The 25,669-nt window shown below is 69.6% G+C and carries 20 protein-coding genes; 6 read left to right on the top strand and 14 right to left on the bottom strand.

What is annotated here, in order from left to right:
• Positions 1-11 precede the first annotated feature (11 nt).
• Genes ACFYW8_RS03240 through ACFYW8_RS03230 form a run of 3 tightly spaced genes read left to right on the top strand, consistent with a single transcriptional unit; the run spans position 12 to position 4,008 of the window.
• Positions 12-2,288, top strand: a complete 2,277-nt coding sequence (locus tag ACFYW8_RS03240) for a hypothetical protein (RefSeq protein WP_389066949.1) — start codon at positions 12-14, stop codon at positions 2,286-2,288.
• 33 nt (positions 2,289-2,321) lie between these two features.
• A complete protein-coding gene (locus ACFYW8_RS03235) occupies positions 2,322-3,098 on the top strand; it encodes a hypothetical protein (protein ID WP_389066945.1) in 777 nt (258 codons plus the stop codon).
• 19 nt (positions 3,099-3,117) lie between these two features.
• Complete coding sequence (locus tag ACFYW8_RS03230) at positions 3,118-4,008, top strand: RICIN domain-containing protein (protein WP_389066940.1); 891 nt, start codon at positions 3,118-3,120, stop codon at positions 4,006-4,008.
• Between the two features lie 23 nt (positions 4,009-4,031).
• Here the strand turns inward: ACFYW8_RS03230 and ACFYW8_RS03225 are convergent, their stop codons facing one another.
• Positions 4,032-5,147 (bottom strand): NAD(P)/FAD-dependent oxidoreductase, encoded by a 1,116-nt coding sequence (locus tag ACFYW8_RS03225; RefSeq protein ID WP_389066935.1) that lies wholly within the window; start codon positions 5,145-5,147, stop codon positions 4,032-4,034.
• Entirely contained in the window at positions 5,147-8,572 is a 3,426-nt protein-coding gene (locus tag ACFYW8_RS03220) for a LodA/GoxA family CTQ-dependent oxidase (RefSeq protein ID WP_389066929.1), read from the bottom strand. Before ACFYW8_RS03220 ends, ACFYW8_RS03225 begins: the two co-directional genes overlap by 1 nt.
• 173 nt (positions 8,573-8,745) lie before the next feature.
• Between ACFYW8_RS03220 and ACFYW8_RS03215 the strand changes: the two genes are divergently transcribed.
• Positions 8,746-8,928: a hypothetical protein gene (locus ACFYW8_RS03215; RefSeq protein ID WP_389066924.1), complete on the top strand. Its 183-nt coding sequence runs from the start codon at positions 8,746-8,748 to the stop codon at positions 8,926-8,928.
• A gap of 76 nt (positions 8,929-9,004) precedes the next feature.
• On the opposite strand, the gene ACFYW8_RS03210 is transcribed toward ACFYW8_RS03215, so the two are convergent.
• The 10 genes from ACFYW8_RS03210 to ACFYW8_RS03165 form a co-directional block, all read right to left on the bottom strand.
• Positions 9,005-9,229: an LGFP repeat-containing protein gene (locus tag ACFYW8_RS03210; RefSeq protein WP_389066920.1), complete on the bottom strand. Its 225-nt coding sequence runs from the start codon at positions 9,227-9,229 to the stop codon at positions 9,005-9,007.
• Entirely contained in the window at positions 9,226-9,906 is a 681-nt protein-coding gene (locus ACFYW8_RS03205) for a M23 family metallopeptidase (protein WP_389066916.1), read from the bottom strand. Before ACFYW8_RS03205 ends, ACFYW8_RS03210 begins: the two co-directional genes overlap by 4 nt.
• A gap of 494 nt (positions 9,907-10,400) precedes the next feature.
• Complete coding sequence (locus tag ACFYW8_RS03200) at positions 10,401-10,703, bottom strand: helix-turn-helix domain-containing protein (protein WP_389068122.1); 303 nt, start codon at positions 10,701-10,703, stop codon at positions 10,401-10,403.
• 82 nt (positions 10,704-10,785) lie between these two features.
• Positions 10,786-11,193 carry a DDE-type integrase/transposase/recombinase gene (locus tag ACFYW8_RS03195; RefSeq protein ID WP_389066912.1) on the bottom strand — a complete coding sequence of 136 codons (408 nt, stop codon included), beginning with the start codon at positions 11,191-11,193 and terminating at the stop codon, positions 10,786-10,788.
• Between the two features lie 266 nt (positions 11,194-11,459).
• The gene (locus ACFYW8_RS03190) at positions 11,460-11,876 is read right to left on the bottom strand and encodes a hypothetical protein (RefSeq protein WP_389066908.1); all 417 of its coding nucleotides are present in this window, start codon (positions 11,874-11,876) and stop codon (positions 11,460-11,462) included.
• Between the two features lie 834 nt (positions 11,877-12,710).
• Positions 12,711-13,334, bottom strand: coding sequence for a malonic semialdehyde reductase (locus tag ACFYW8_RS03185; protein ID WP_389066905.1), 624 nt, complete (start codon positions 13,332-13,334; stop codon positions 12,711-12,713).
• 146 nt (positions 13,335-13,480) lie between these two features.
• Positions 13,481-15,499, bottom strand: a complete 2,019-nt coding sequence (locus ACFYW8_RS03180) for an acetoacetate--CoA ligase (RefSeq protein WP_389066901.1) — start codon at positions 15,497-15,499, stop codon at positions 13,481-13,483.
• On the bottom strand, positions 15,496-17,130 hold the full coding sequence (locus ACFYW8_RS03175; RefSeq protein WP_389066897.1) for a bifunctional 3-(3-hydroxy-phenyl)propionate/3-hydroxycinnamic acid hydroxylase: 1,635 nt from the start codon (positions 17,128-17,130) through the stop codon (positions 15,496-15,498). The genes ACFYW8_RS03180 and ACFYW8_RS03175 overlap by 4 nt, the downstream gene beginning before the upstream one ends.
• Positions 17,127-18,101 (bottom strand): fumarylacetoacetate hydrolase family protein, encoded by a 975-nt coding sequence (locus ACFYW8_RS03170; protein WP_389066892.1) that lies wholly within the window; start codon positions 18,099-18,101, stop codon positions 17,127-17,129. Before ACFYW8_RS03170 ends, ACFYW8_RS03175 begins: the two co-directional genes overlap by 4 nt.
• The gene (locus ACFYW8_RS03165; RefSeq protein ID WP_389066889.1) at positions 18,098-19,243 is read right to left on the bottom strand and encodes a VOC family protein; all 1,146 of its coding nucleotides are present in this window, start codon (positions 19,241-19,243) and stop codon (positions 18,098-18,100) included. Before ACFYW8_RS03165 ends, ACFYW8_RS03170 begins: the two co-directional genes overlap by 4 nt.
• 136 nt (positions 19,244-19,379) lie before the next feature.
• Here ACFYW8_RS03165 and ACFYW8_RS03160 point away from each other — a divergent pair, with 136 nt between their 5' ends.
• The gene (locus ACFYW8_RS03160; protein ID WP_389066886.1) at positions 19,380-20,015 is read left to right on the top strand and encodes a TetR/AcrR family transcriptional regulator; all 636 of its coding nucleotides are present in this window, start codon (positions 19,380-19,382) and stop codon (positions 20,013-20,015) included.
• 93 nt (positions 20,016-20,108) lie between these two features.
• On the opposite strand, the gene ACFYW8_RS03155 is transcribed toward ACFYW8_RS03160, so the two are convergent.
• Together ACFYW8_RS03155 and ACFYW8_RS03150 are read right to left on the bottom strand one after the other, a co-directional pair.
• On the bottom strand, positions 20,109-21,155 hold the full coding sequence (locus ACFYW8_RS03155; RefSeq protein ID WP_389066882.1) for a zinc-binding dehydrogenase: 1,047 nt from the start codon (positions 21,153-21,155) through the stop codon (positions 20,109-20,111).
• A gap of 135 nt (positions 21,156-21,290) precedes the next feature.
• Positions 21,291-24,512, bottom strand: a complete 3,222-nt coding sequence (locus tag ACFYW8_RS03150) for a bifunctional cytochrome P450/NADPH--P450 reductase (protein WP_389066878.1) — start codon at positions 24,510-24,512, stop codon at positions 21,291-21,293.
• Between the two features lie 131 nt (positions 24,513-24,643).
• On the opposite strand from ACFYW8_RS03150, the gene ACFYW8_RS03145 reads away from it, so the two are divergent.
• Positions 24,644-25,300, top strand: a complete 657-nt coding sequence (locus ACFYW8_RS03145; protein WP_389066874.1) for a TetR/AcrR family transcriptional regulator — start codon at positions 24,644-24,646, stop codon at positions 25,298-25,300.
• The last annotated feature ends 369 nt before the right edge of the window (positions 25,301-25,669 follow it).

Genomic DNA, 25,669 nt, shown 5'->3' with positions numbered 1-25,669 from the left:
GGGACGATGTCATGACCGATGAGCTCAACGTCTCCAGCCTCCAGGCACTGGACCTGGGTCCCGGTCTGACGGACGCGGCGACCGGACCGAACATGACCATGGCGGGAGGCACCTTCCAGCCGGGTCTCCTGGGCGATGTGATCGCCCACCAGGCGGAGCTCTCGGTGGACGCGATCCCTGTACTGGAAACCGCGCCGATGGAGTCCGGGGAGGTGCTCAGGAGCGGCGACGGGACCGAGTGCTTCGTGCCCGTCGCCGTCCTGCCGACCCGCTCGAAGAGGTCCAAGACACCCGCCGTGTTCCTGGAGGAGGACGACACCGGCAGATGGAGCCTGCTGGTGTGGATCGACCTGGTCCGGCCGGACGGCGCATCTCCCGAGGCGCAGGCGCTGCCGTTGAGTGACATCGCGGCCGTTCTCACCGCTACAGCACCGGAGACCGGGGCCGACTTCACCTCGGTGAGCGACCTGCCACCGCCCGAGGGTGTGGTGCGCCGTCTGGCGCTCGCCGTTACCGTGGACCCGGCCGTCATGGCCGAAACCCTGCGCACCGACATGAACGCGGCCATCGTTGTGAGCGGAACGGTGTACTACCGCGACCAGAACAGCGCCTCACCCACCCCCGAGGAAGAAGAGCAGCTTCAGGTCGCGCAGTTGTCCCGACGCGAGACCCTCGACCAGTTCCGGGCGGACGGAGGCTCGGACGAACAGGCCTACCGGCTCGCCCAGACCCTGGACGAGCAGATCCAGGCATCGATGCTGGAACTGCTCCATGTCGACAATGCCTCCATGCTCCTGGGACCCGGCGGGGGAGGAGTCCTTCTCTACCTGCCGCCGTCCGACAAGCCCAACCGGCCGATCTACTACCACTGGAACTTCAAGAGCGGCGCGGACTCCCAGGAGGGTCTGGACCCGGACAACGTGTGGGTCGAGAGTGGAGCGGGCCTGTGGCAGGCGTCGCCACTGCCCAACCAGTACTTCGTGATCCCGCACGAGTACCGGCTCGCCTTCGAAGTCGAGCGGGGCTCCCCCGCCATGAGCGTGCTGCTCGTCCGCGAAGACGGGGCCGACGGTGCAGCCACCGGCAGCCAGACATGGAAGGTCCGTGTCCGCTTCAAGGTGGTGCCCTGGCTCGACCAGCGCGAACTCGAAAAGCTCCGCGCGGTGATCGCCGAACTGGAAGGGGTGTCCTACCCGCAACTGGTGATGGGCGGGTACGCCAAAGCCACGTTCGATCAGTCGACCTGGCTGAAGGACCTCGGCGGCAGGGCGCTGAGCTCGGACAGCGAGACCACGCAAGTGGACGCCCGCGGCTTCGAGCTGGTGCTCGACTGCTCGATGGAGTTCTACACACTGCTCGCCCAGCTGCTTGCACCGCCCACGGGAGCCGCCACCGGCGTCGATGGACGGGTGCTGCTCGACCTGCGGACGTCGCCGGACGAGGAGGCACCTCTGGCGCGCAGGGAGATTCCGGTCCGCATACGACTGGACCGCCCGGACGACGGATTCCTCACGACTGAGCAGATCACCGCCCCGTTCCCCGACCCCGCGACCTGGCCGACGGGATGGACACCGCCCTTCTACGCCAAGGTGCGCAGCCCAGGCGCCGTACGGGCGGATGTCGCCGGGGTGACGGCGGCCCTGCTCGTGCTGGATCCGTTGACCGGTGTGCCTGTGGACCACGCTGCCGCGGCAGCGACGCCCGCAGCCTTCTCTGTCGGCCTGCCGGATGCTCCCCCCGTGCAGCCGCCTCCCGAAGCGGCGCCGGCCGGGGCTCCTCCCGTGTTCCAGCCGCCGGCCAATCCGCCGGTGGGCAATGGGGAGGTGCTGCTGAGACTGACCCAGAGCGAGCGCATCCCCGTCGACCCCCGTCTGGTGAGCTCCCTTGCACTCGACTTCACCGGAGTGACCGTGCGCCTGGACCCCGCGGTGATGCTCGAACGGGTCCATCAACTCGGCACCTCCACCGGCCTGGTGGCGCGGGTGGACGTCAGCAGTTACCAGCTCAAGCATCCGGAGAGCCTGCCGCCCGAACTCGCCGACGTATTCGGTATCGACGTGGAGGTGAGGCGTGGCTCCGCCGACGCCGTGACGGTGAGTCTCAACCGTGATGCCCCCGAGGCGAGTCTCGACCTCCCCTTCGGCTTCTCCGACCTGGTGGTCGGTGTGCGCCCAGACCAGCCGAAGTTCGAGTACCGGCGGCGCAACGTGGCGATCAAGGGGACGGGCCCGTACTCGGCCTGGGAATCCGTCGTGGGCAAGAGCCTGCACGTCACCCCGGTCACTTGAACACACGAGAAGACGAGAGCGAGGCGGGACACCATGTCCGAGACTGTGGTGAACACCGATGGTTCGACGACGGTCGACAACGGCGACGGCACGTCGACGACGACCTGGGGTGACGGCACCTACCAGGTCGACTACGCCGCCGACGGTTCCAGCATGCGTGTGTTCTCCAACGGGAACGTGCTCAACACCTACGCCGACGGCACCCGCACCTACAACGACCAGAACGGCGTGGCGCTCGACCCCGACACGGGGCAGCCGCTCGCCCCACCGCCCGCCCCCGAGGCGCCCACGCCCACTTCCGGTGAGATCGAGACCGGCGTCCACCTCATCACCACCCTCGTGGAAGCCGGCCTCATCCTCGCCCGTGCGGAGGGCGCGCTGGCCATTGTGGAACCGGCCAATGCCCTCCTGATGCCCATCACCATGGCGGGGGAGATCTGGCACGCGCTCGACTCCGCGCCGCGCGCCTACGGCACCATGGGCCACTGCTACGGGCTCATGTACGGCGCGCTGGACATGGGCGAGCCGGCCTACCCGCAAGGGCCCTACTCCCTGGACAGCGCCGAGACCATCGAGCAGAAGCAGGCGCGATACGCCGAAGGGGTCCAGCTGGCTGCCGGACAGCTGGCCGACGGCGCCAACGGCACAGCCATGAGGAACAAACTGCTGCTGCGCACCGCCTATCTGGGCAGCGACCCGAGCCGGACCCTCAACGAGATCTGGAAGGCGTCCTGCCTCGCGACCGACGACGAGTTCTACGCCAACCATCTCGCGCTCATGTGGCCCGACACCGGCATGACCGAGGCGTGACGTCCCCTGGGAGGCTGCCGTGACCAGGACATCAGCTCTGCTCATCGCTGCGCTGACTGCGGGCGTGGCCGGCCTCGGCCTCACACCCGGGGCATCGGCACCGGCCTCGTACGATCCCGATGCCTGCGTCGAGGGCCATGTCTGGAGGCTGACGTCGCCCGACGACCATGTCTGTGTGCCTCAGGCGGTCCAGGACCAGGCCGCAGCCGACAACAGCCAGGAGGATGCGCGGCGCAATCCCGAGGGCGGACCGTGGGGACCGGCGACATGCTTGCAAGGTTACGTCTGGCGGTTGGCGACCCCGGAGGACCTCGTGTGCGTCGTCCCCGAGACCCGTACCACGACCGCACAGGAGAACGCCGAGGCGCCGAACCGCTGGAAGGCCACGGTGCGTACGGACGGTTCCAACGCCCACCCGTTCCTCTACCCTGCCGAGTCGTACGCGATCACCATCGTGCCCGCGGGACGCGGCGCGGAGGAACTGTCCGTACTCGTGGTCGACGCCGAGGGCGCGGCGACAGAGAGCGGTACCGGAACGATGGTCGCGAACGATCAGGGCACACAGAGCCAGCAGTTCGAGTTCCAGCGGTGGGGCGGCGGAGTGGCCCTGTCCAACGCCTTCCAGATCGTGGCCGGTTCGCAGGGTGGCTGTCTGACCGTGGCGGAATACGGCAAGGGGAACGGAGCCAGGGTTGTCACGAGCTCGTGCGAGGACGACGCGAACCAGGTCTGGTCCCTGGCCGGCCGACGTGACGGCTCCTGGGACCTCCGCGTACGTCACAGCGGCAAGTGCCTGACGGCGCACAACCCGAGGCTGACAGCACCGTCCGCGGGAGCGTATCTGGAGCAGTGGGACTGCCTCGGCGGGAAGAACCAGGCCTGGCGCCTCGTGCCCGCGCCCACGGAGTGAAGGGGCCCACGGACTGACGGCACCTACGGCCTGGCGTGCGGGTCGTGCCTGCGTCGTGTCCAGAAGGGCCCGGTCCATCGGTCCTCCGCTCGATAGCAGGCTGCGCGTGCCCGGAGGAACTCCGTGTGCACCACGGTGGTGAGTTCCGCGTAACGGGTCAGGGCGTCCCCGTCGCCGTGGGCGTCGGCCGCCATCGCGGAACCGGCCGAGACGCCGGTCGCCAGTGCGGCGGTGATACCGCGCGCGGCCACGGGATCGGTCGCTGTCACCGCGTCGCCGACGGCGGCCCAGCCGGGGCCGACCGTGGGTGACGTGCACGAGGTACCGGCCCGCAACACGGCTAGTCCTTGCGGCGGCCGGCTCCCGTGCAGGCACGTCCGGGTCCTCACCTGTTGTGTGGCGGTGAGAGCTTCCCACCAGCCGGCTGGGTGGCGCAGGCCCGTCGGTGCGACGAGATCCGCGTCCGTGACGGCCATGACAATAGTGCGTCCGCCTGGCAAGGGCGCGGTGTACCACCAACCGAAGGGGGCGGACTCCACGAGAGAGGTGCGTTCGGCGCCGCTTCCGATGTCTCCCGCCGCCGTACGCCCGGGGAGCACGGCAGCGATCGCGACGAGATGGTCGGTCGCCACGACGCGTGCCCCCAGCCTGCGGGCGACGCGGGCACTCGCCCCGGTGGCGTCGACGAGGTAGCGCACGACGACCTCGGTGCCGGACAGCGACACGCGCCACAGTTGCCCGACGCGGCCAACGCCGGTGACGCTGCCGTCGTGGCGGCGCACCCCCGCCTCGCGTGCGGCGTCACGCAACGAGACGTCGAAGGCCCGCCGGTCGAGAAGCCAGCCCGGGCCGTAGGGGCCGTCGATGAAGTCCGACGCCGTGAGGGTGCTGTCTCCCCAGACGGAGCGGGTCCCGTACCACGGCTCGTGCCCGTGCGATGCGACCCTGTCCAAGACGCCGAGCCTGGCCAGCAGAGGCCGTGCGGTGGGTGCGAGGCTCTCTCCGACATGCCTCTGGCGAGGGTGCGGCCGGTGCGCGAGGACGACGTCGGCACCGGTGGCCGCCAGGGTGAGGGCGGCGGCGCAGCCGGCTGGACCGGCGCCGGCCACCAGAACGTCCGCGCAGCCGACCCCACGCATCAATGGATCGTTCCCATGCCGTTGATGAGCGGCCGCAGCGGGTTGTCGGCATTGGTGGCGGCCTGCGCGGTGGACATGCTCACCCGGCTGAGGGGAGCTGTCGCGTCGGGCAGCGGGCAGCCTGCCTCGACCCAGTCGGAGACGATGTCGCGCACCGGCTTCGGCACAGGCAGGTCCTTGGTCAGGTCCGTGTGATCCGCCCGGTCGAAGAAAGCGTGGATGAACTCCCGCCGGGATGGGGGGAAACCTCCCTGCTCGGCGGTCGGCGGACCAGCGACGCCGGTGCTGGCAAGGGCGTTGGCGGGATGGGCGATCGCGGCGAGCAGCACCGGGGCGGGCTGGAGTGCCCACCAGGCGACCGGTCTCTCGACGAGGTGGTCGGGGTCGCCGGGCTGCGGGCCGATGAGGGTGCGCGTGTCGGACAGGTAGGCGGCCGGGCGGGCGCGCACCGCGTCCGCCAGGAGGACCATCGCCTCCAGCGGGGAGTACGCCCGCTCCTGCGTGCGCTGCTCGACCAGGGCGCGGATCCAGTCCCGCCAGAATCCGGTCTCCTCGGCGTCGAAGACCTTGTACATCGGACCGTCCCAGGCCAGGAGTCGGAGGAACGTGCTGGCGTCCGGATCTCCGGGGCAGACCCACTCTGACTCGCTCAGCGCGTTCAGAAGTCCCTCGGGGTCGGCGAACCAGTCGTTGAGACAGGTGCCCGCGAGCTTCTTCTCCCCATGGTTGAGCGCCGCCCTCGACGCCTTGTCCCGGATCGAGGTGAGCAGGCGCTCCTCGGCTGTGGGCGGTGCGTTGAGCCGTGCCACCAGTTCCTCACCCAGGTTGCCTGTGCTCTGGAAGGCGACGTAGCCGTTCCAGATACGCTCCCACTGCTGCTGGACGGCTCGGTCGCCGCCCAGGGTGTGGACCTGGTCGAGATGCTGCACTACAGCCTCTCGGGCCAGCGCGCCGTGCCCGTCCGCCGCGTTGTCGATGCCGATGTGCATGCGGAAGAACCGCGAGTCGATCCCGTGGTGGTCCATCAGCTTCGCCACGGGCGCGACTCCCAGAACTTCCCATTCGAGGAACAGGGTCATGCCGAGGAGCTCGGGGAAGTACGCCTCGGGGTGCGCGGAGATCGCCAGCTCGAACGCCGGCACGGTGTAGGCGGAGTCCAGGAGATCGGTGCGGGCCGCGAAGGCGTACGAGTCGACGGACGGCAGGTAGATCCCCAGCTGTTGCAGCAGGGTGCGGTAGAGGTTCGAGTGGTTCAGGGCCGGGTTGCCGTCGCCGACCTCCTCCTTCCAGATCCGGAAGAGCAGAGCGTGCACCTCGTCGATGGGCTTGCCTTCGGTGAGGTAGCGCAGCCAGACGCCGTCGAGGAGGTTGAAGGGAGCGAGCTGCTTGAGCCGTTCGACGACGGAGTCCCGGGTGCGGAAGACCGGCTCGATGTCCTGCTCCGCCGGATCGTACGCCTCGGCGTCCTGGGAGAGGCGGGTGTAGATGAGGTCGAGACGCTCTTCGAGGTTCTCCCGGGTGTAGCGGAAGGGGCGCAGGGTCTGCGGGGCACTGGGACTGCACTGCGCTGCCACGGCGGCTCTCAGAACGCTGTCCACGAATGCCCGTGAGGCCCTGACCTGCTCGGGGAAGCGGTCGGGATGCTGGAGGGTGTAGAACCAGTCGCGGTGGCTCAGTCCTACCTGGTGCGCCCGCTCCGTCTCGACGAGGACGCGGCTGCCGTCCGGGGACCGGCGGGCGACGACGAAACCCAGCCGGCTCCATTGCGTGACCATGTCGTCGGCACCGGTGTGCTCGCGCACCTTCTTCCACGCGTCGGCGACCCGCTTCTCGTAGGCCGTGTCGCTCTCACCGGCGGCGCGGGGCAGCTTCGGTCTGTGGACCACCTGCTGCCCGACTCCGCGGGCCCATGGGCGCCGGTAGGGGAACGGGCCGGTGACCTGTGCGCCCTGTTTGCCGGCGGAGCGGATCAGGGCGAGGAAGTGGGACTCGGGATAGACGTCGTCGGGCCGCTGGGCGGGCCACCAATGGGTGTTGCATTCGTAGAAGTCGGCCTGCCAGGGGAGGGCCATGTGTTTGGTGAGGTCGCCCGCCTCGGAGCCCTCACGAAGACGGAAGGGCTCCGACCAGGTGTCCGGGTCCTGGACGACGTAGGTCACTTCGATCCCCGGGTAGAACGGGCCGCCCGAGCACGCCTCCAGGGCCGCACGGAGCAGTGCGTGCGGCTCTTCGGCCGGAGAGGGCTGCGCGGGCTCGGGCTCCTGACCGGTCCAGTCCTCGACGAAGTCTCCCTCCGCCCAGCGCCTCATCCGGTCGTACTGGCCCGGCAGCAGTGACATCCATCTTCCGGGCCGGCCGTCCATGGGTTCCCCGTCGTCCCCCGCGAGCTGCGGCATGTACTCCGAGGTCGCCTCGGCGGCGTTCGGCTCCGGTGCGCGCAGCACTCGGAAGACGCCCTGCCTGAGTTCGGCGCTCTCCGGTCCGCTCGCGGCCAGCCGCCGTAGCAGCGCCGGAGCGACGAAGTGGCCGGGCTCCCCTTCGCCGTGGCCGCGCAGGGCGGCCGCGTTGACCCACTGGAGGTCGCTGACGCGCCGCAGGATCGGGAAGATGTGCCGGGTGAAGGAGACGTCGCTGCGCTCGCTCTCGTGCTCGCCCCGGGCTTCGGCGGCCACGTCGTAGAGCGTGACGAGATTGACGGTGTCCGGCGAGAAGTCGGGCGGTCCTACGACGACCCACGCGGGCCTCGCCTCCAGCGTCCGTGTGCCCCCGCCCAGGAGCACCGTCGCGGCGACGGGACCGTCGGACACGTCGTCGTACCAGAGGTCGTTGTCTGCGTAGTGGATGATCGGGTTGTTCGCGGCAGTGGTGCCGGAGTGACCGAACCCGCCGAGCACCAGCAGACGGCCCTCGCCGTCGGTGCGCAGTTCGCCCAGCGGTACCTGCTTGCCGAGGAAGGTGCCGGTGTCGAAGCGGCTGCCGCTGCCGTCCTGGTCGCGGCCGACCACGGTCCGGGGGCCGGGCTTGACGACCAGTTCGGCGCGGGCCTCGGGATCGTCGACATCGATGGCCTGGTTCCGACGTGTTCTCGGATCGGTTCGGGTCGTGTCGCCCTCGGGTGCGGCATGACGGCGTCCGAGGAACCTGAACCACGCGGCCTTGGCATTGGCGAGCTCGACCGTCCAGGAGATGTCCGCCTGGTCCGCCGTGAGCTCGCCGAGGACGTTGCCGTGCGCGTCGTAGCCGTAGACCCGGAACCGTGCCGCCTGCCGTTTCACCCGTCCGGCGGCGTCCTTGAAGCCACCCGCCGGTCGTGCCGGGGTGCCGGGCGTCTCGGGTCCGACGAAGAACTCGTCCGGGCTGTTGCCTACACGGGCGATGCCGACCGCCGGGTGGATCTCGCAGCGCACTACGTCGTCCAGGTTCACAGGAGGCAGTTCACCCGAGTTCCTGGGACGGCCAGGGGAACTGAAGGGCGCGGACGCGGATTGTCACCTGTCTGGCGGATCAACTGTGGGTAGCGCCCGAATACCGCAAATAGTGTCATATGGGTTGGGTGAGAAGGACCCGAAAACCCAACTGAGGAAAGGAAGAACCCACGATGGCGAAGCCCAAGGAATCTGGCCCCGGCCGGAAGCCGAGCGCGAAGGATGCCCAGAAGAGCGCCGAGGACATGAAGCCCGGCTCCGAGGAGCAGAGCCCCGAGAAGGCGGCTCCCGGCGAGAGGCCGCCGCAGGAGCCCGTCGAGCCGCGGCCCGAACCCAGGAGGTTCGGTCGGGGCTGAACCGTTCGGTCGACCTCCGAGGTGTTCCGCACGACGCCGACCGACGTCTGCGGAACACCTCCACCGTTCCGGCCGGTCAGCTGTCGTCGTACCGAGTGGCCCGCTGCGCGGTCGCCCCCTTCTCCGGTGACCAACGGATGTACCCGCCCTGGAACTGGCTGTAGCGGCCGTCGCCCTCACCCCTCTCGTCGGAGGTCGGGTAGCGGAGGTAGCAGTTCTCCCAGCCCATGTTCGCCCACTGGTCACGGATCGCGCCGTGCACCTCGTGCGGGCCGGTCTCCGGCTCCTCGCCCTCGCTCACCAGTTGGGCTTGACGACATTGCCGTAGGACCAGGCGGGGCCCTTAGACATCTCGAAGTGCAGATGCGGTCCCGTGGAGTTGCCCGTGGTGCCGACCTTGCCGAGTTGCTGTCCGGCAGCGACGTGCTGTCCGGCGTTCACCTGCCGTTGTGAGAGGTGGCAGTACGTGTAGACATGCCCGTTGTCCGCGGCGAGCCCGATCCACTGGCCGTACGCTCCGCCCTGCCCGTTGGACCAGGCGATCGTTCCGCTGCGTACGGCGACCACGGGGACCCCGGAGTCGGCCGCGTAGTCCTGGCCGGTGTGCCGGCCGACACCGTCGGGCCTCCAGGCGTATTTGCCGCGCTCGTAGAATTCGAAGCTGACTTTGTGGCCGGGCACGGGTGAGGGCACCTTGCCGGGACGCCCCGCAGCGGCGGGCGCGCTCCTGTCCTCGACGTGGAAGAGGCCGGTGAGGTGGCCCAGGGTGGCCAGGGAGGTGAGGCCTGGCACGCCGTCGGCGTCGGCTCCCGTGAAGCCCTGGGCGAGCTGTTCGGCGCGGTAGGCGGCCTTGGTCTGGTCTCCGAAGAGGCCGGTGGCGCCGTCGGAGATCTTGCGGCCCCGTTTGATCAGGGCCTTCTGTACGGTGCGTACGTCCTCGTTCCGCTTGCCGAACTGGACGTTGGACAGAGCAACCATGACGAGGCTTTCTAATTGGTGCAGGGACGGAGTCGTAGCCGATGGCCTCATGGCCGCGGCTGGTTGGGCAGACGCCCTGCGCAGCATCTCCGTCGTAAGACATCGCGTGGCATTCGGTGCAATGAGCCAGTGCTGCACCGAACTGCATCGATTCCGTCATCCCCCGGCTTCCACGGAAATCCCATCCGAGGTGATCGCTCTGGAGGCCATGGCGTCCGCTCCGACTTTGTGCATCTTCGTTCGAGGGTACGGAATCGATGTCAGTGCGGCGTCAATCTGACGTCATCGGCGGGCTGAACCTATCCGCCGAGTTACAGCGTGCGAAGCAGTACGCGGCAATCCCCAGCCGCCCAAATTTCGGACCCGTGACATCGTTCCGGATGCGGGCCTTCCCCCGTGAAGATGGGCACGCGGTTATTGATCACACGGCGAGCGTGAGTTCAGCGGTGTGGTGTCGGCGTTCGTATGCGCTGGGGCTGACTGAGCTTTTCTGATCAGGTTGGTGCTGGGTGGATTTCGAGTCCGGTGTGGGCGAGGAATACGGTCAGCAGGGCCGGTCGGTGCTGGATGCCGCGGAGTCCTGTTCGAACAGCGTGGGTGAGTTCGTCGAGGGTGAGGGCGGCGAGGTTGGCCAGGGCGCATTGCGCGTCGGCGATGCCGTGCCCGAACAGGGCCTCGGGACCGCTCTCGCTCCAGGCGTGGTGCCAGTTGCGCACCGCCTGTGCGCTCACTCCCAGGAGGCGCGCGATCTCCGCATCCGACCGGCCGCCCTGTTCGAATAACTGGCCCGCTGTCAGGCGCCTTTACTCCCCTGGCCCGGTGAAAATCACCGGCACGCTGCCCCGTCCCCATGAATACGGCACAGCACCAGCGACATGATCAGCCAAGCTCAGCGAGGTGGCCGTTGGCGGAGTGCCGGTGGCGGGTGCTGTAGCGGGTCAGCCAGGCGAAGACGGTCCTGCGGCAGGTGTCGGCGTCGCCGTAGTCGTGGGCGCACTGGAGGGTCTCGCGTTTCAGGGACACGTGGAAGCTTTCGCAGGCCGCGTTGTCGGCGCTGGCGCCGACCGTGCCCATCGACGGGGTGACCCTGAGCTGGTCGCAGAGGCCGGCGAAGGCCCGGGATCCGTATTGCGCCCCGTGGTCGGAGTGGAACACGGCGCCGTCCGGGCGGCCGCGGGTCGAGGCCGCCATCCGCAGTGCGTCGGCGACCAGGTCGGCGCGCTCTACGTTTCTTCCTGGGAGACCCCAACCATTCGTAGGGTTGCGGCACCCGGGGGAGCCGGGCATGGGAGGTCGACGTCCTCGCGGTAGAGGGCGTCGATCAGGAAAGACGGCATGCGAACGCGACCCCTGTTCATGATCTTCGGCTTCGAGAACCTTGATCATCAGGAGTCGCGTTCGCCATTTCCAGCCGGGGACATCGACCACAACGCACCACACCGGGGTGAAACCCTCATCTCGCCACCTGAGAACGCATCAGCCCTGCTCCCCGGGGCCCTGAGAGACCCCAGTCCTTCGCAGGTCACTTGCTTCCACGGACTCAATTTCGGCGATCACTTGGACATGCGCACGGTGAAGTTTTCTATCTTGCCGGACTTCCATTCGATGTGGTCCTGAACCGACAAGTAGGCCGACTCCCGGGCCAGGCGCAGCTGCTCGCTCGCGTTGTTCCATGTGTACTTGGCGTACTGGGCGCCCGCGACGTACCTGCTGGGAGACAGCTTCTTCGACCGGCCGCCGTCCCAGGGACAGTCCTTCGTCGCGTCGTAGTCGCACGTGGAATAGGCCCTGATGTAAAGACCGCAGCTGTCTGAAACCCATACGTCGATGCGGCTCAGCCTGTCATTGCTTGAATACCACTTGCCTGGAAGATTACTTGTGGCTAGGCAAGCGGCTGCCTGTTTCGCTGAGGTGAGCGTGAACGTGACCGAGAGGGAAAGCGTCAAGGCGGCCGTGATGAGCAGGGCCATGATCCGGGGTAGTTGGCTGCGGGCAGAAGAGACGTGTGTCATTGCGAACCTCAGATGGCGGGTACCAGCATGAGCATTCCGTGGTCGCACGACATGTCCAGCTGGTCTTGCCGCTTGGCGGCAGGCACGACTAGCGCAGCGCGGGAGAGTTGACGACGACGCGCTGAAGAGTGGGCGGCGAAAATCACATCCGACTCTCGCTGGTCATCAAGGTAATTCCAGTCAACGCCGGTCACCTATATGCCGCAACTGGAGGGCGATGCAGGGTGATGTCCCGCCAAGTGGTGTAGCCGGTCGTGGGTCGTGAACGTGCGGGTGTCTGCCCGAGGCGTGCATCCGCTGTCGCTGAATGCTCCCTGAACAAGAGCAGGCCATCGTGCAAGGAGCAATGCTCAGGACTTGTGGATCGGCTCCCTGGGAGTGCGCGAAGGGCGTATTTTCCCGGGTGATTGATCGACCAGTCGCCGAGTAGGCCCGCGTTCGTAGTCCTCACCGACCCCGTCCAGACGATGGCCCAGTCCGCCGTCCTGCGACACCTGGACCGCCGAGCCGCCGAACTCCACGCCGGACCTGCCTACGAGTCCTGGCTCGAGATGATGACCCGGGCCACGACACGCTATCCGTTTCTGGCCCAGCGCCTCGCGAGTGGTCCCTCATCCGAGCCGTCACGCTGGGGCAGCCGTGGCATCCGGACGCTTTGCTCGAGTCGTCAAACTGGCTCCAACTCAAAATGGCCGAAGCGTCGAACGCCGCCGCCCTTGGGATCCTCGCAGACGGCGGTCGCACCAAACGGATCCGCAACACCGCCCGGACCAGCCTGAAGCAGCAGAGCCTTCAGGCCCAGGCGACGGCGTCCTCGAGGGGCACGCGGGGCAGCCGCGGGAACCAGGGGTCGGCACCGGGGTGACCGATGTTGACCACCAGATGGGAACGCCAACTGGTACCGGCGAAGAACTCGTTGTCCACGCCGGCCTCGTCGAAGCCCGCCATGGGACCGGCCACGAGGCCCGCCGCGCGCACCGCGAGCAGGAAGACCCCGGTCTGCAGTGCCGAGTTGTAGGCAGCGATGTTCTCGCGCTTCTCGGTCTGGTCGGCGAACGCCGCTCGCAGCATGTCGCCGCGGGCCGGGAAGACTGTCGGCATCTGCTCGTGGAAGTCGGTGTCGTACGCCAGGACCGCCACGGCCGGCGCTTTGAGGGTCTTGGCCCTGTTGCCCTCGTCCAGGTGGCGGACAAGGCGCCCCTTGCCCTCGCGGGTGCGCACGAAGAGCACACGCAGAGGCTGGCCGTTGGCGGCGCTCGGCGACCAGCGGGCGAGTTCCCAGATCATGGCGAGTTCGCCGTCGGTTACAGCCGTTGCGGCGAAGGTGTTCGCGGTACGGGCCTCTGTGAACAGCAGCTTTCGCCCGGCGTCGTCCAGGACATCGAGGGCCTGCGGTTCGCGGTCGGTTATGGTCACGGTTTCTCTCTTGCTTCGGTGTGCGGATGGTGTGGTGTCGGGGCGGGCTCTCCGCCCGGTACCAGTCGGCGGGACGGGGTTTGCGGAGCCGGGCGGGGCGCACATCCCGGTGCTGTCACCCAGGCCTGCCCGCCCCTGGCCGACGGTCATGTGCGGCGTGCTGTCCGCTTGCTCCGCTCCGCACCCAACTGGGCGTAGAAGTCGATGAGTTCGGGGTTGTCGACCGCCGCGGGGGTGAGGATCTGCTCGGCAGGGACGCCTTGGAGCAGGCGCTTGACCGGAACTTCGAGTTTCTTGCCGGTCCTCGTGTGCGGGATGGCCGGCACGGAGAGGATCTCGTCGGGGACGTGGCGGGGTGAGGCGCCGGCGCGGATCGCGTCGCGGATCCGGTCGCGCAGGGCGTCGTCCAGGGTGACGCCGGGCGCGGGGACGACGAACAGGGGCATCCAGTAGCCGCCGTCCGGCTCCTCCGCGCCGATGACGAGGGCCTCGGTGATCTCGGGAAAGCGTTCGACGATCTCGTGGATGTCGGCGCTGCCGAGGCGTACGCCGTTGCGGTTGAGGGTGGCATCGGAGCGGCCGTGGACGATCACCGAGCCGTGGGAGGTCAGGGTGATCCAGTCGCCGTGCCGCCACACGCCGGGGTAGGCGCCGAAGTAGGCGTCGAGGTAGCGGCTGCCGTCGGGGTCGTTCCAGAAGTGCAGCGGCATGGACGGCATGGGCCGGGTGACGACCAGTTCGCCGACGCGGTCGAGGACCGGGGTGCCGTGGGCGTCGTAGGCGGCGAGCGCCACGCCCAGGTTGGGGGCGGACAGCTCCCCCGCCCAGACGGGGGTCGTGGGGGCGGAGCCGGCGAAGCCGGAGACGACGTCCGTGCCGCCGCTGGTGGAGGCCGGCTGGACGCCGGCGCCCACGTGGTCGCGGACCCAGGGGTAGGCGGAGGCGGGCAGAGCCGAGCCGGTGGAGCCGATGACGCGGACGGCCGACAGGTCGTGCGCGGAGGGTTCGATGCCCAGCTTGGCCATGGCCAGCAGGTACTGGGGGCTGGTGCCGAAGACGGTGACCTTGTGGCGCGCCGCCAGCTCCCACAGGATGTCCGGTCGCGCAAGTGGTGCCGGGCTGCCGTCGTAGGTGCAGGTGGTGGCGCCGGTCAGCAGGGTGGAGACGACCAGGTTCCACATCATCCAGTGGGTGGTGGTGTACCACAGCAGGCGGTCCCCGAGGCCCAGATCGGTGTGCAGGCCGAGGATCTTGAGGTGTTCGAGCAGGACGCCGCCGTGGCCGTGGACGATGCCCTTGGGCAGGCCGGTGGTGCCGGAGGAGAAGACGACCCACAGCGGGTGGTCGAACGGCACCGGGGCGAAGGTGAGGTACTCGGTGCGGGCGGCGGCGTCCTCCCAGGGAACCGTCAGCCCCGGGCGCCGGGTCTCGGGCCGGGCGAGGCCCAGGTGGTCCACGAGAATCGTGGCCTTCAGCGTTGGCAGCGCGTCGGCCAGTTCGAGCGAGGCGGCACGGCGGTCGTGCCCGGTGCCGTTGAAGAGGTAACCGTCCGCGGTGATGAGGACCGTGGGTTCGAGCTGGGCGAAGCGGTCGGCGGCGGCCTTGGGGGCGTAGTCCTGGCCGCACACCGACCACACCGCGCCAAGGCTGGCGGTGGCGAGGAAGGCGATGACGGCGTGGGGGGTGTTGGGCAGGTAGCCCACCACCCGGTCGCCCTGTTCGACGCCCAGGTCTCGCAGGGTGGCGGCGACGGAGGCGACCTGGGCGCGCAGCTGCCGGCCCGTGATCTCGTAGCCGGAGCCGGTCTCGTCCAGCGCGGTGATCGCGGGAGCGTCCGGCTGAAGGTTGCGCAGTGCGTGGTGGGCGTAGTTCAGGGTGGCGCCGGGGAACCAGCGGGCGCCCGGCATGGTCTCCTGGGCCAGTACACGCTCGTACGGCGTCGCCGCGTCGATGGCGAAGTACTCCCACAGGGCGGCCCAGAAGCCTTCCAGGTCGGTGACCGACCAGCGGTGCAGGGCCTGGTAGTCGGTGGGGTCCTGGACACCTTCGGCGCCTTGGTGCCGGGCTGCCCATCGGGCGAAGTCCGCGATGCGGCTGCCTGCGGCCGCCTGCGGGTCGGGAGTGAGGAAGGGTTCCGGATACGGCGTGGCGTGCGGGGTGCTCATCGTGTGGTGCTCCTCGGCAGGGGGGCCGGCCGGCCCCCGGCGGGGCGGCGGGCCGTGTGCAGCAGCGGCGCCCAGACGGCGGTGTCGGTGAAGTCGCCGGTGCCGGCGGGGACCGTGTCCAGCACGACGCGATCGGGACGCAGCAGGACGGCATCCGCCCGGCCGCGTGCCAGCCAGGCGGCGAGGGTGCCGTCGTCGCCCAGGTCGTCCACGCGGATCGTGCGCGCGCCGAGTGCCGTGGCCACGGCCGTCACCTGCGAGGTGGGCGGCACGGTGGTCAGGACGGCGAAGGAATCCCCGAGGACGTCATCCAGGCGCACTCGCCTGCCGTCGACGATCACCCACGGCTGCGGACACAAGGTGCCGGCCAGCACACGGCCGACCAGCCGGGGGCGGCGCCGTACCAGTGGACCGGCGGCCAGGGCAGGGCTGAGATCGCGGCCCACCGCCGCTGTCACGCCGGGGATGCGGCAGGCCGTGCCCACGACGGCCCGGCGGATCGCCGCGCCCCGGTCCTGTCCGCCGGTCATGGCCCAGCCGACGGCGACCGCGACGCGGATCAGGTGGCGGGCGTGCGGCTTGCGTTCGCGCTCGTAGGTGTCCAGCAGTGCGTCGTCCGCGCCCTGTTGGAGAACGCGGGCCAGTTTCCAGGTGAGGTTGTGGGCGTCGCGCAGTCCCGCGCACAGACCCTGCCCGATGAAGGGCGGGGTGAGGTGGGCCGCGTCGCCCAGCAGGAAGACACGGCCCCGGCGCCACCGGTCGGCCAGGCGGGCCCGGAAGGTGTACTGCGCCTGCCGGACCACCTCGAAGTCGTCGCCAGGCGGGGCGTCACGCGGCAGGTCCACCCAGGGGGCGACCAGCTCGCGCAGTCGGTCCAGCCCCTCCGGGCCGTCCAGGGGCTCGTCGTCGGCCAGCCGGAACTCCCAGCGGTAGCGGTCCTCGCCGACGCGCATGAAGGTGGCCGGCCGGGTGGGGCAGCAGATCTGCTCTGCGCCTTCCCAGGTGCGCACCCGGCGACTGGTGCGCACGTCGATGACTCTCCAGCTCTCCTCGAAGTGCAGGTCCTCCCATACGGCACCGATGGCGTCGCGAGTGAGACTGCCCGCGCCGTCGCAGCCCAGGACGGCATCGGCCCACACGTGCTCCACCTCGTCGCTGCCGTCGCGGCGGAAGGCGACCCGGGCCGGACCCGTCGAGCCGTGTGCTCCGTCGGTGTCCTGGGTGACGGACACGACCTCCACGCCGCCCCGCAGCTCGCACTCCGGGCGGCGCGCCAGGGCCTCGCGGAGCAGGCGTTCCAGCTCGGGCTGGTCGAACATGCTGGTCTGCGGGAAGCCGTGGTGTCCGTGCGGGGAGCGCGGGAACTCGGCGATCAAGCGGTGCCGGGGATCCAGTAGCCGCAGCCCGCGCGCCGGGCGCGCGAGGGCGGCGAACTCCTCGTGGACGCCGACACGCTGCAGGATCCGGCGGACTTCGTCGTCCATGGCGACGGCGCGCGGCAGGGGGTAGACGTCCCGGTGGCGTTCCAGGACGATGCTGCGCACTCCGTGGCGGGCGAGCAGGAGGGCGGCCGTGACGCCCACAGGTCCCGCACCGATGATGACCACCGGTATCCGGGATGCGGCGTTCATGACGCGTCCGTCACAGGAGTCTGCTGCTCGCCGAGGTTGATCCGCCCGTCAGGCGTGGCGATCGTGGCGGTGATGAGGTCGCCGTCGCGCAGGTAACGGGGGTTCTTGGCCTGGCTGTTGAAGAACGCCTTCCACTTCAGTGCGGGCGGCAGCAGTGCGCCGATCTTCTCGACCGGCTTGGGCGGGGCCTTCAGGGCCGTGCCACCGGGGGTGCCGGTCAGCAGCAGGTCGCCCGGATCCAGGGTCTGGAAACGGGCGAGCAGGGTGAGCGCCTGCGCGGGCCGTACGATCATGTCGGCGAGCGTGCGGTCCTGGCGCGGTTCGCCGTTGACCGACAGCCGCAGGCGCAGGTTGGACAGATGGGCGAAGTCCTCGGGCTCCAGCAGGGCCAGATACGGTCCGGTCGGTGTGAAGGTCGGGTAGGACTTGCTCTCGTAGAACTGGGTCTTGGTCAGCTGGACGTCGCGGGCGCTGACGTCGTTGGTCAGGACGAGTCCGGCGACGTAGCGCGGCAGGTCCTGCTCCTGGACGACGGTGCCCACGGGCAGGGTTGCGCCCATGACGAGGCCGAGTTCGACCTCGTAGTCGAGGAACTTCACGTGCGCGGGGCGGACGATCGCCTCGTGCGGGCCGCTGACCGAGCCGGACGCCTTGCGGAAGAAGGTGGGCGGGATGTCGCCGGTGAAACCCGAATCGCGGGCGTGGCTGCGGTAGTTGACCATCTGGGCGACCACCCGGCACGGGGTGGTGACCGGGGGCAGGGCCACCAGGTCGGCGACGGGTGTGCCGCTCTCGGCGGAGGTGGCGGCCTCGCGGACCGCGTCGCGGTCGGCGAGCAGTTCGGCGGTGGTGTGCGCCCTGGTCTCGACGCGGACGGCGCGCTCGTCCCGGACGACCCACCAGCCTCCCCCGCTCCCGGCTCCGCCCGAGCGGGAGGTGCCCCCAGTGGTGCGCAGAACGTTGGTGCTCATGAGCTCATCGCTTTCATCAGGCCCAGCAGGCGTGCGGGGTCGAGTTCGTTGTCACCGCGCAGGGCCGTCATGACCTCGCGGAGCTTGGCGGGGGACGGATTCGTGCCCAGGAAGTCACGGGTGACCGGCGGCCCCCACTGGGCCAGACCGCTCGCCGACATGGGCGCCCAGCCGGGCTCGATGTCGCAGGAGAACAGGTCGCCGTCGGCGAAGTGCTCCAGCATGAAGCGGTCGGGGTCGCGCCAGTAGTCGAAGAGCTGGCTGCCCTGGATGTGCCGGCCGATCCCCCAGCTGCGCCGGTAGCCGCGCTCGGCGAGGTACTCGCCACCGGCGGCGATCGAGTCGAGGTCGGTGACCTGGTAGGCGGAGTGGACGTAGCCGTTGCCGGGTCCCAGGTGCATGGCCAGCGTGTGGTGGTCCACGGCCAGGCCGTCCTGGTCACAGCGGATGAACGCCATCGTCGGCCCGCGCTCGCGCTGCCCGTCCAGGAACAGGAAGTCGCTGACGATCATCCCAAGGGTGTCCAGGTACCAGTCCAGGGCGCGGGCGAACAGCCGTGTCTCCAGCACCACGTGGCCCAGCCGCTGGATACGGGAGGGCTCACGGGACGGGCGCTGGGTGGCGTTCGTGCGGCGGTGCTCCGTACCGGAGTTGAGGAGCAGGGGCTGCTGCTCGGGCAGCGCGGGCAGCTGTTCGGCACCGTGGACGACCCGGACCGGGAAGCCCGAGGGATCGAGCAGGGCGATGGACCGCCCGCCTCCGGGTACGCCGATGTCCCGGACGGCACTGCCGGTGGCGCGGGCCAGCCGGTCCAGGTCGCTCCGCTCGGCCGCGCGGAACGCCGGCCCGATGAAACGGGACGTTTGCCCGCGCCGGATGACCATGCAGGGTGAGCCTGCGAACGTGCCGCGCAGCCACAGCTCCCGCTCGGTGCGGGCGGCGATCGCGAACCCGAAGTCACGCGCGAACACCTCGGCCCGGTCCAGATCAGGCTTCTCGAACTCCAGCCAGGCCAGGTCGGCCACCTTGATCACCGGATTGCGAGCGCGCCCGGGGTGCTCGCCGCGCAGGGCGCCCTGCTCGCTGTGGAGGTCCTGGTGGGGCGTCTGGGGATCGGCCCTGTCAACGGGGGTGTGGGGCATGGTGTCCTCCAAGCAACACTGCCGTAATGAGGAAATCATCAACTTTGACGCATCTCGTCGTCAATAGCTGAGGCCAGAGAATTGATAAATCCATCAGTCATGGGGGACTCATCGTCACGGTTGCTAGACTCGCCGTATGCCGACGTCAGCCCCGCCCAGGAACCGCTTCGAGCGGCGCCGCGCCGAGACCCGTCAGGCGCTCGTCCGCGCGGCCCGGCAGGTCCTCGCTGAGACCGGGGACACCAGTGCCAGCATCCAGGCGATCGCCGAGCGCGCGGACGTGGGTTTCGGCTCCTTCTACAACCACTTCGAGTCGAAGACGGAGCTGTTCGACGCCGCGGTGGCGGACGCCTTGGAGGAGTTCGGGCAGGTCATCGACGAACGCGTACGAGGGATCGAGGACCCGGCCGAGCTCGTCGCGGCGGGCTTCCGGCTGACCGCCCGGATGGCCGACTCCCACCCGGAACTCCTGCGGATCCTGCGCGATCGCGGTCTGGCCCACATTCACTCCGACCGGGGCCTCGCCCCACGAGCGCTGCGCGACCTGGAGATCGGCATCGCCTCGGGCCGCTTCACCTGTACCAGCGCGACCACCGCCCTGTCCGCCGTGGGCGGGACCCTGCTGTCCCTCGTCGCACTGCGACTGGCCCGCCCCGACCTCGACGGCGACGTGGCCGCCTCCGACCTGGCCGAGATGGTCCTGCGCATGCTCGGCGTCCCCGCGGACGATGCCCACGAGGTCACCCGGCGCCCCCTGCCCGACCTCACCTGACCCCGGACAAGCCGTGAGCGCCGGTGCTCCCTCAAGTACCGGCGCCCACTCACCCCTGCCCGAGGTGGCTCGGCGGAACGTTCTGTTCCGGTGTCAGGGGACGAGGATGAGACGGATCGGGTCGCCGATCTTGTTCTCCAGCCGGTTGACCGCCTCGGCCGCGTCGGCCAGCGGAATGTGGTCCGTAATGGAGGGGGCGAGGTCGAGACGGCCGCCCGCGGCCAGCCGCACCAGCTCGGTGACGGACTCCGGGGTGCCCCCGTAGTGCCCGCGCACCTGCTTGCCCAGGTAGTTGAAGGTCAGGCCCTCGGTGATGGTGAGCGGCTTCGGCGTGATGCCCACCAGGATCAGGGCGCCGCCCGGACCGAGCGCTGACGCGGCCTGCTCGCGGACGGCGGGCACGCCGGCGCAGTCGAAGGCGAAGTCCAGACCCCGTCCGCCGGTGGCCGCGCGGACCTGGTCGGCGAAGTCGGGGGCGCTCGGGTCGAGGGCGACGTCCGCGCCGAAGGCCAGGGCGCGCTCCCGGGCGCCGGGCAGCGGGTCGACGGCGATGACCGGCGCGGCGCCGACCAGGCGGGCGAGGAGCACGTTGTGGGCGCCCACTCCGCCCACGCCCCAGACGCCGACCGCCTGGGCGGGGCGTACGCCGGCGGTGGCGACGACGGCGGCGTAGGGGGTGGAGACCGCGTCGGGGATGATCGCGGCCTGGTCGAAGGGGAGGCTGTCGGGGATGGGGACGAGGGTGTCCTCGCGGGCGAGGGCGTACTGGGCCCAGCCGCCGTCGTAGTCGATGCCGGCGGTGAGCATCCGGGTGCAGGGGCGGCGGCGCACGCAGCCGGCGCACTGGCCGCAGGTCTTGCCGGCCTCCAGGGTGACGCGGGTGCCGGCGGTCAGGCCCCGCTTGAGGTCGGGGCCAAGGGTGTGGATCACACCGGAGACCTCGTGGCCGACGGTGACCGTGTCGGAGGTGGCGAACAGCGGGACGAGAGAGCCGTCGATCAGGTGGACGTCCGAGAGGCAGACGCCGGCGGCCTTGACCTCGACGAGGACCTCGCCCGGGCCGGGTACGGGGACGGGGACCTCTTCCACGACGAACTTCTTGCTGTCCAGGTGGAAGCGTCCGGCGAGCATGGTGTCCATAAAAATCTGCTTTCTGTGAGCGGCACGGTCCGGCGGTTCGCGCCGATGGGTGCCGGGTGTTGCCTGGTGGGCGTGGGGAGACCGGGAGGCGTGGGGCCAGGGAGGGGTGCCGGACGCCTCCCGGCACAGGGAGGGTCAGGCGAAGACGTCCTGCTGGTAGCGCTCGTCGGCTTCCAGCTGGGCGAGCCACTGCTGGGCGCTCTCGTCGTCGCTGCCGGTGTGGCGGCGGTGGATGGCGGCGAGGGCTTCACGCACCGCGGGCGCCATACGGCGGCCGTCACCGCAGACGTAGACGTACGCGCCGTCCTGGAGTGCCTGCCAGACACTGTCGGAGGCGGCGGTGAGGGCGTCCTGGACGAACCGGGCGCGGTGGCCGGTCACCGCGGAGAAGGCGGTGTGGACCCGGGCGATGCCGGACAGCTCCCACGTCTCCATCTCGTCGCGGTAGAAGTAGTCGTGCTCCGGGTGGCGGCAGCCGACGAAGACCTCGGACAGGCCCACCTTCGTGCCGTTCCCGTACTGCCGGGCTCGCTCCTCAAGGAAGCCGCGCAGCGGCGCGATGCCGGTGCCGGGGCCGATGAGGATCAGCGGCGTGGCCGGGTCGGCCGGCGGGGCGAAGGTCGGGGAGGGGACGCGCACGTAGCCGTAGAAGACGTCTCCGGGCTCAAGGCGTGCGATGTAGGAGGAGCAGGTGCCGCGGTACTGGCCGTCGCCGGAGAGGGCGGGGCCTTCGAGGAGGCCGACGGTCAGGCGCACCTGGCGCGGGTCGGTCAGCGGGGAGGAGGAGATGGAGTAGAAGCGGGGGCGGATCGGGCCCATGAGGTCCAGGAAGACGGCCAGCGGCAGTTCGACGGCGGGGAAGCGCTCCAGAAGGCCCAGCACCGAGACGCGCTTGCCCAGGATCTCCTTCTGGTAGAGCCGCTGGGCCTCTTCGGTGTCGGCCGTGTACGCCTCCAGCTGAGGCCTGGTCCAGGGGCACTGGGTGTTTTCGGCCAGGGTCTGTATCTGGGAGCGGGTGGCCGGGTCCTGCAGTTCCAGGAACTCGGTGAGCAGCAGGCCGGCGGTGACGGGCGTGCCCACCGGCAGGTGGCTCCGACCGCCTGCGGGCTGGTCGAGCCGGAGCACCTGGTCGCGGTCGACGCCGAGCCGCGCGAGGGCGCGGTCGACCAGCGCGGGCTCGTTCTTGGCGTAGACGGCCAGGTGGTTTCCGGTGTCGTAGGTGACGCCCTTCGGCAGCTCGACGGTGATGGACTTCGCGGACGGGCGCGGGGGTTCGATGCTGAAGTCCCACAGCCCGGTCGCGTCGCTGACGAGTTCCTCGTTGGCGACCACGGCGAGGGGGTACGCCTGCTCGGAGACGATCGCGGGGCGTACGTCCGCCTCGGTGAGCAGGTGCACCTCGTAGCGCGGCGCGCCGTCGTCGGAGGTGTCGGCGGCGTACTCCTCGGCCAGGGTGGCCCACAGGGTGTCCGTCCAGCGGGTGGCCATGCCGTCGAAGTCACCGGCCGCATCGGCGATGCCGCGCTCGATGACGGGGGTGGCCCCGGCGGCCAGCAGGCTTTCCTCGATCCGCTTGGGGAAGGCCTGGTAGGTCGCGACCCACTGGGTGTTGCCGGCGCCCAGCAGCGCGAACCGCACGTCGGACAGTGAGCCCTCGGGCAGTCCGGCGGCGATCAGGTCGTCGAAACGCTGGGCGTTGTCGGGGGCCTTGCCGTTGTAGCTGGCGGCGACGACGACGAGCAGGCCCTCGGTGGGCAGGTCGTCGCCCAGTTCGTCCAGGCTCGTCAGCGTGGTGCCGAACCCGGAGCGCTCACCGCGGTCGGCGATGGTGCGCGCCAGGTCCTCGCACGAGCCCAGGCTGGAGCCGTAGGCGACGGTCAGGTTCACCCCGACGCCGCTGACCGCGGCCTGCTGCCGCTCGTCGTCGCTCTGCAGGTCCAAGGCGCCGAAGACGGTCCGCTCGTGCTCCTGGCGGGTACGGACGACCAGCTCGAAGTCGCCGGGCTTGCGCGTGAGCGCTTCCCGCACGTCCATCGTGTAGTCGTTCGGGTCGGCGAACTTGAACTTCTGCAGCACCAGAGCGAGGGCCAGCCGGGCCTCGGTGAGGGCGAACTGCCGGCCGATACAGGCACGCACGCCGTTGCCGAACGGCTTGTAGGCGTGCGGGTGCTGCTGGGCGCGGTTCTCCGGCAGCCACCGGTCGATGTCGAACTCCTCCGGCCGGTCCCACGCCTTGGGGTGGGTGTGCAGCGGGCCCTCGAGGATGTTGACCCGCGTCCCCTTCTTCAGCTCGTAGCAGCCGCCGATGACGGTGTCCTCGATCGGGGCCTTGCCGAAGGCCGGAATGGGAGCCCACAGGCGCAGGGTCTCTTCCAGGATCCGCGGGATCACGTCCAGCTTCATGATCGTGTCGTAGTCCGGGACCGTGTCGCCGGGCAGCAGCCGGTCCACCTCGGCGTAGGCCTGGGCCAGCACGTGCGGATTGCGCATCAGCGAGTACGTGGCGAACGACAGCAGACCACTGGTGGTCTCGTGACCGGCGATCAGGAACGTCAGCACCTGGTCCCGGACGTTGTCGTCGTCCAGCAGCTTGCCGGTCTCCGGGTCGGTCGCCTGCAGCATCAGACCCAGCAGGTCGTCCTCACCACTGCTCTCCCCCTGACGGCGCTCCTTGATCACACTCTCGACCAGCTCGCGCATCACCTGGATGTTCTCGCGGTACTTCTTGTCGTCCGCCCTGCGGAGCTTTGTCATCATCGGCAGCTCCTGCGAGCGCCGCAGCGACTCCACGAGCGCCCCCAGCAGCGCCTGGAGGAAGGGGTGCAGCTCTTCCTCGGCGAAGGAGTCGAACCGGTAGCCGAACCCCGACACAGCGATGGTGTCCAGGGTCAGCCGGGTGTAGTCGTCGGTGATGTTGACCGGCCGGCCCTCCTTACGCTCCCACCTGCCCGCCAGGTTCTGGGCAATCTCCAGCATCTGTCCGTAGTAGTTCTTCATGGCCCGCTGGCTGAAGGCCGGCATGAGGATCCGGTGCGCCATGCCCCATTCCTCTTCGTGCTGGTGTGCCGTGAACAGGCCCGCTCCCGCGAAGTCCCGGACATGGTTCAGCGGTGTCTTCTCGATCTGCTTGTAGAACCGCGTCTCGTCGCATATCTCGGCCACCAGGTCAGGGTCGTAGACGAAGACCTGCTTGATGCCGGCGATGTCCATGCCGTAGATGCCCTCGGGGAACTGCTTGGACAGCTCGCCGAAGTACGCGACCGGATTGGTGTGGGGGATCTGCGGCGTGTGGCCGAGGAGGGGGATCCCGCGCGGGGACCGGATGGGACGCGGGTCGGTCACGGGCTGCGTGGTCATGAACTTGCTCCTTTGTGCGGAGAGAGGCGAGGGCAAGGGCGCTGTGCAACGAAGGGGAAGCCGCAGAGGGGCAGCCCGACCCCGATTTCCATACGTCGTATGGAACTGTCTTCAGTGGTACCATACGGCGTATGGAAATTCCAAAAAGGGCCCCCCGGGGGACGAGGAAGAGAGACGTACCGCTCACCGAGGACGGCATCTACGCCATGGCGCTGCAGCTCATCGACTCCGACGGGGTCGATGCACTGACCATGCGCAAACTCGCGACCGCGCTGGACGCGAACCCGATGTCGCTGTATCACCACGTGCCGAACAAGGACGCCGTGCTGCGCGGCGTGACCGAGCGCGTCGGCTCGCGGTTCCGCACGCCGGAGCGGGAGGACGCTCCCTGGCAGGACCGCCTGAGCCAACTCGCCCTTGACTTCCGCCAACTGGCCCACCGTCACCCCGAACTGATGGGGTACTCCTTCGGCCGTGCCGACTTCATCCAGCCGGACGACCCGTTCTGGCAAGGACTCACCGGCACACTCGCCGCCGCGAAACTGCCCGCCTCGGAGATCCCCCGGGTCGCTGCCACCCTGTGCGCGGTCTTCACGGGACTGCTGGCCAACGAGCTGACCGGAGCACTGCAGCGGTGGACCACCCTCCCTCCGGCACCGGCCGGTCCCGACGGGGAAGATGCGCCCGCCCCCTCGAAGGACGTGATCGACACGATGTACAGCTGTGCGCTGGACGCCGCGATCGCCGGCGTGGAAAGCCATCCCGCACGAGCCCGAGAGGAGGAGTGACGGAGCGGCTGCAGCCGGTGCCGGTGATGAGCCGGCGGAACTCGATCAGCTTCTTGCTGATCACCGCCGCTTCGTATGCTTCCAGCGCGCCCGGTCAGCGCCGAGTTGACAGCCATCACCCGGTCCGCATCAGCGGCCGCCTCCCTCGAAGGGCCCTGTCCTCCAGGTCCTCAAGCCCGGGACCTCACCCGGCGAAGGCGAGGGTCGCCGGCACAGACGGGCCGGCGGAACAGCAGCCTGGCCGGACGCGCTTCGAACAGCACGGCAGGGTTGACCTGGAAACGGGTGGTGTCGCTGCTCAGAATGAACGCAGTCGACCAGCCGCGAGGACTTCAACCGCACCGGCCCGGCCGTCGAGCACATCGACCG

It is taken from the genome of Streptomyces sp. NPDC002742 (genome assembly GCF_042888885.1).
Taxonomy (GTDB): domain Bacteria; phylum Actinomycetota; class Actinomycetes; order Streptomycetales; family Streptomycetaceae; genus Streptomyces.
Note: the sequence above shows the minus strand (reverse complement) of the source record. Positions and strands in the feature narration are given on the sequence as shown.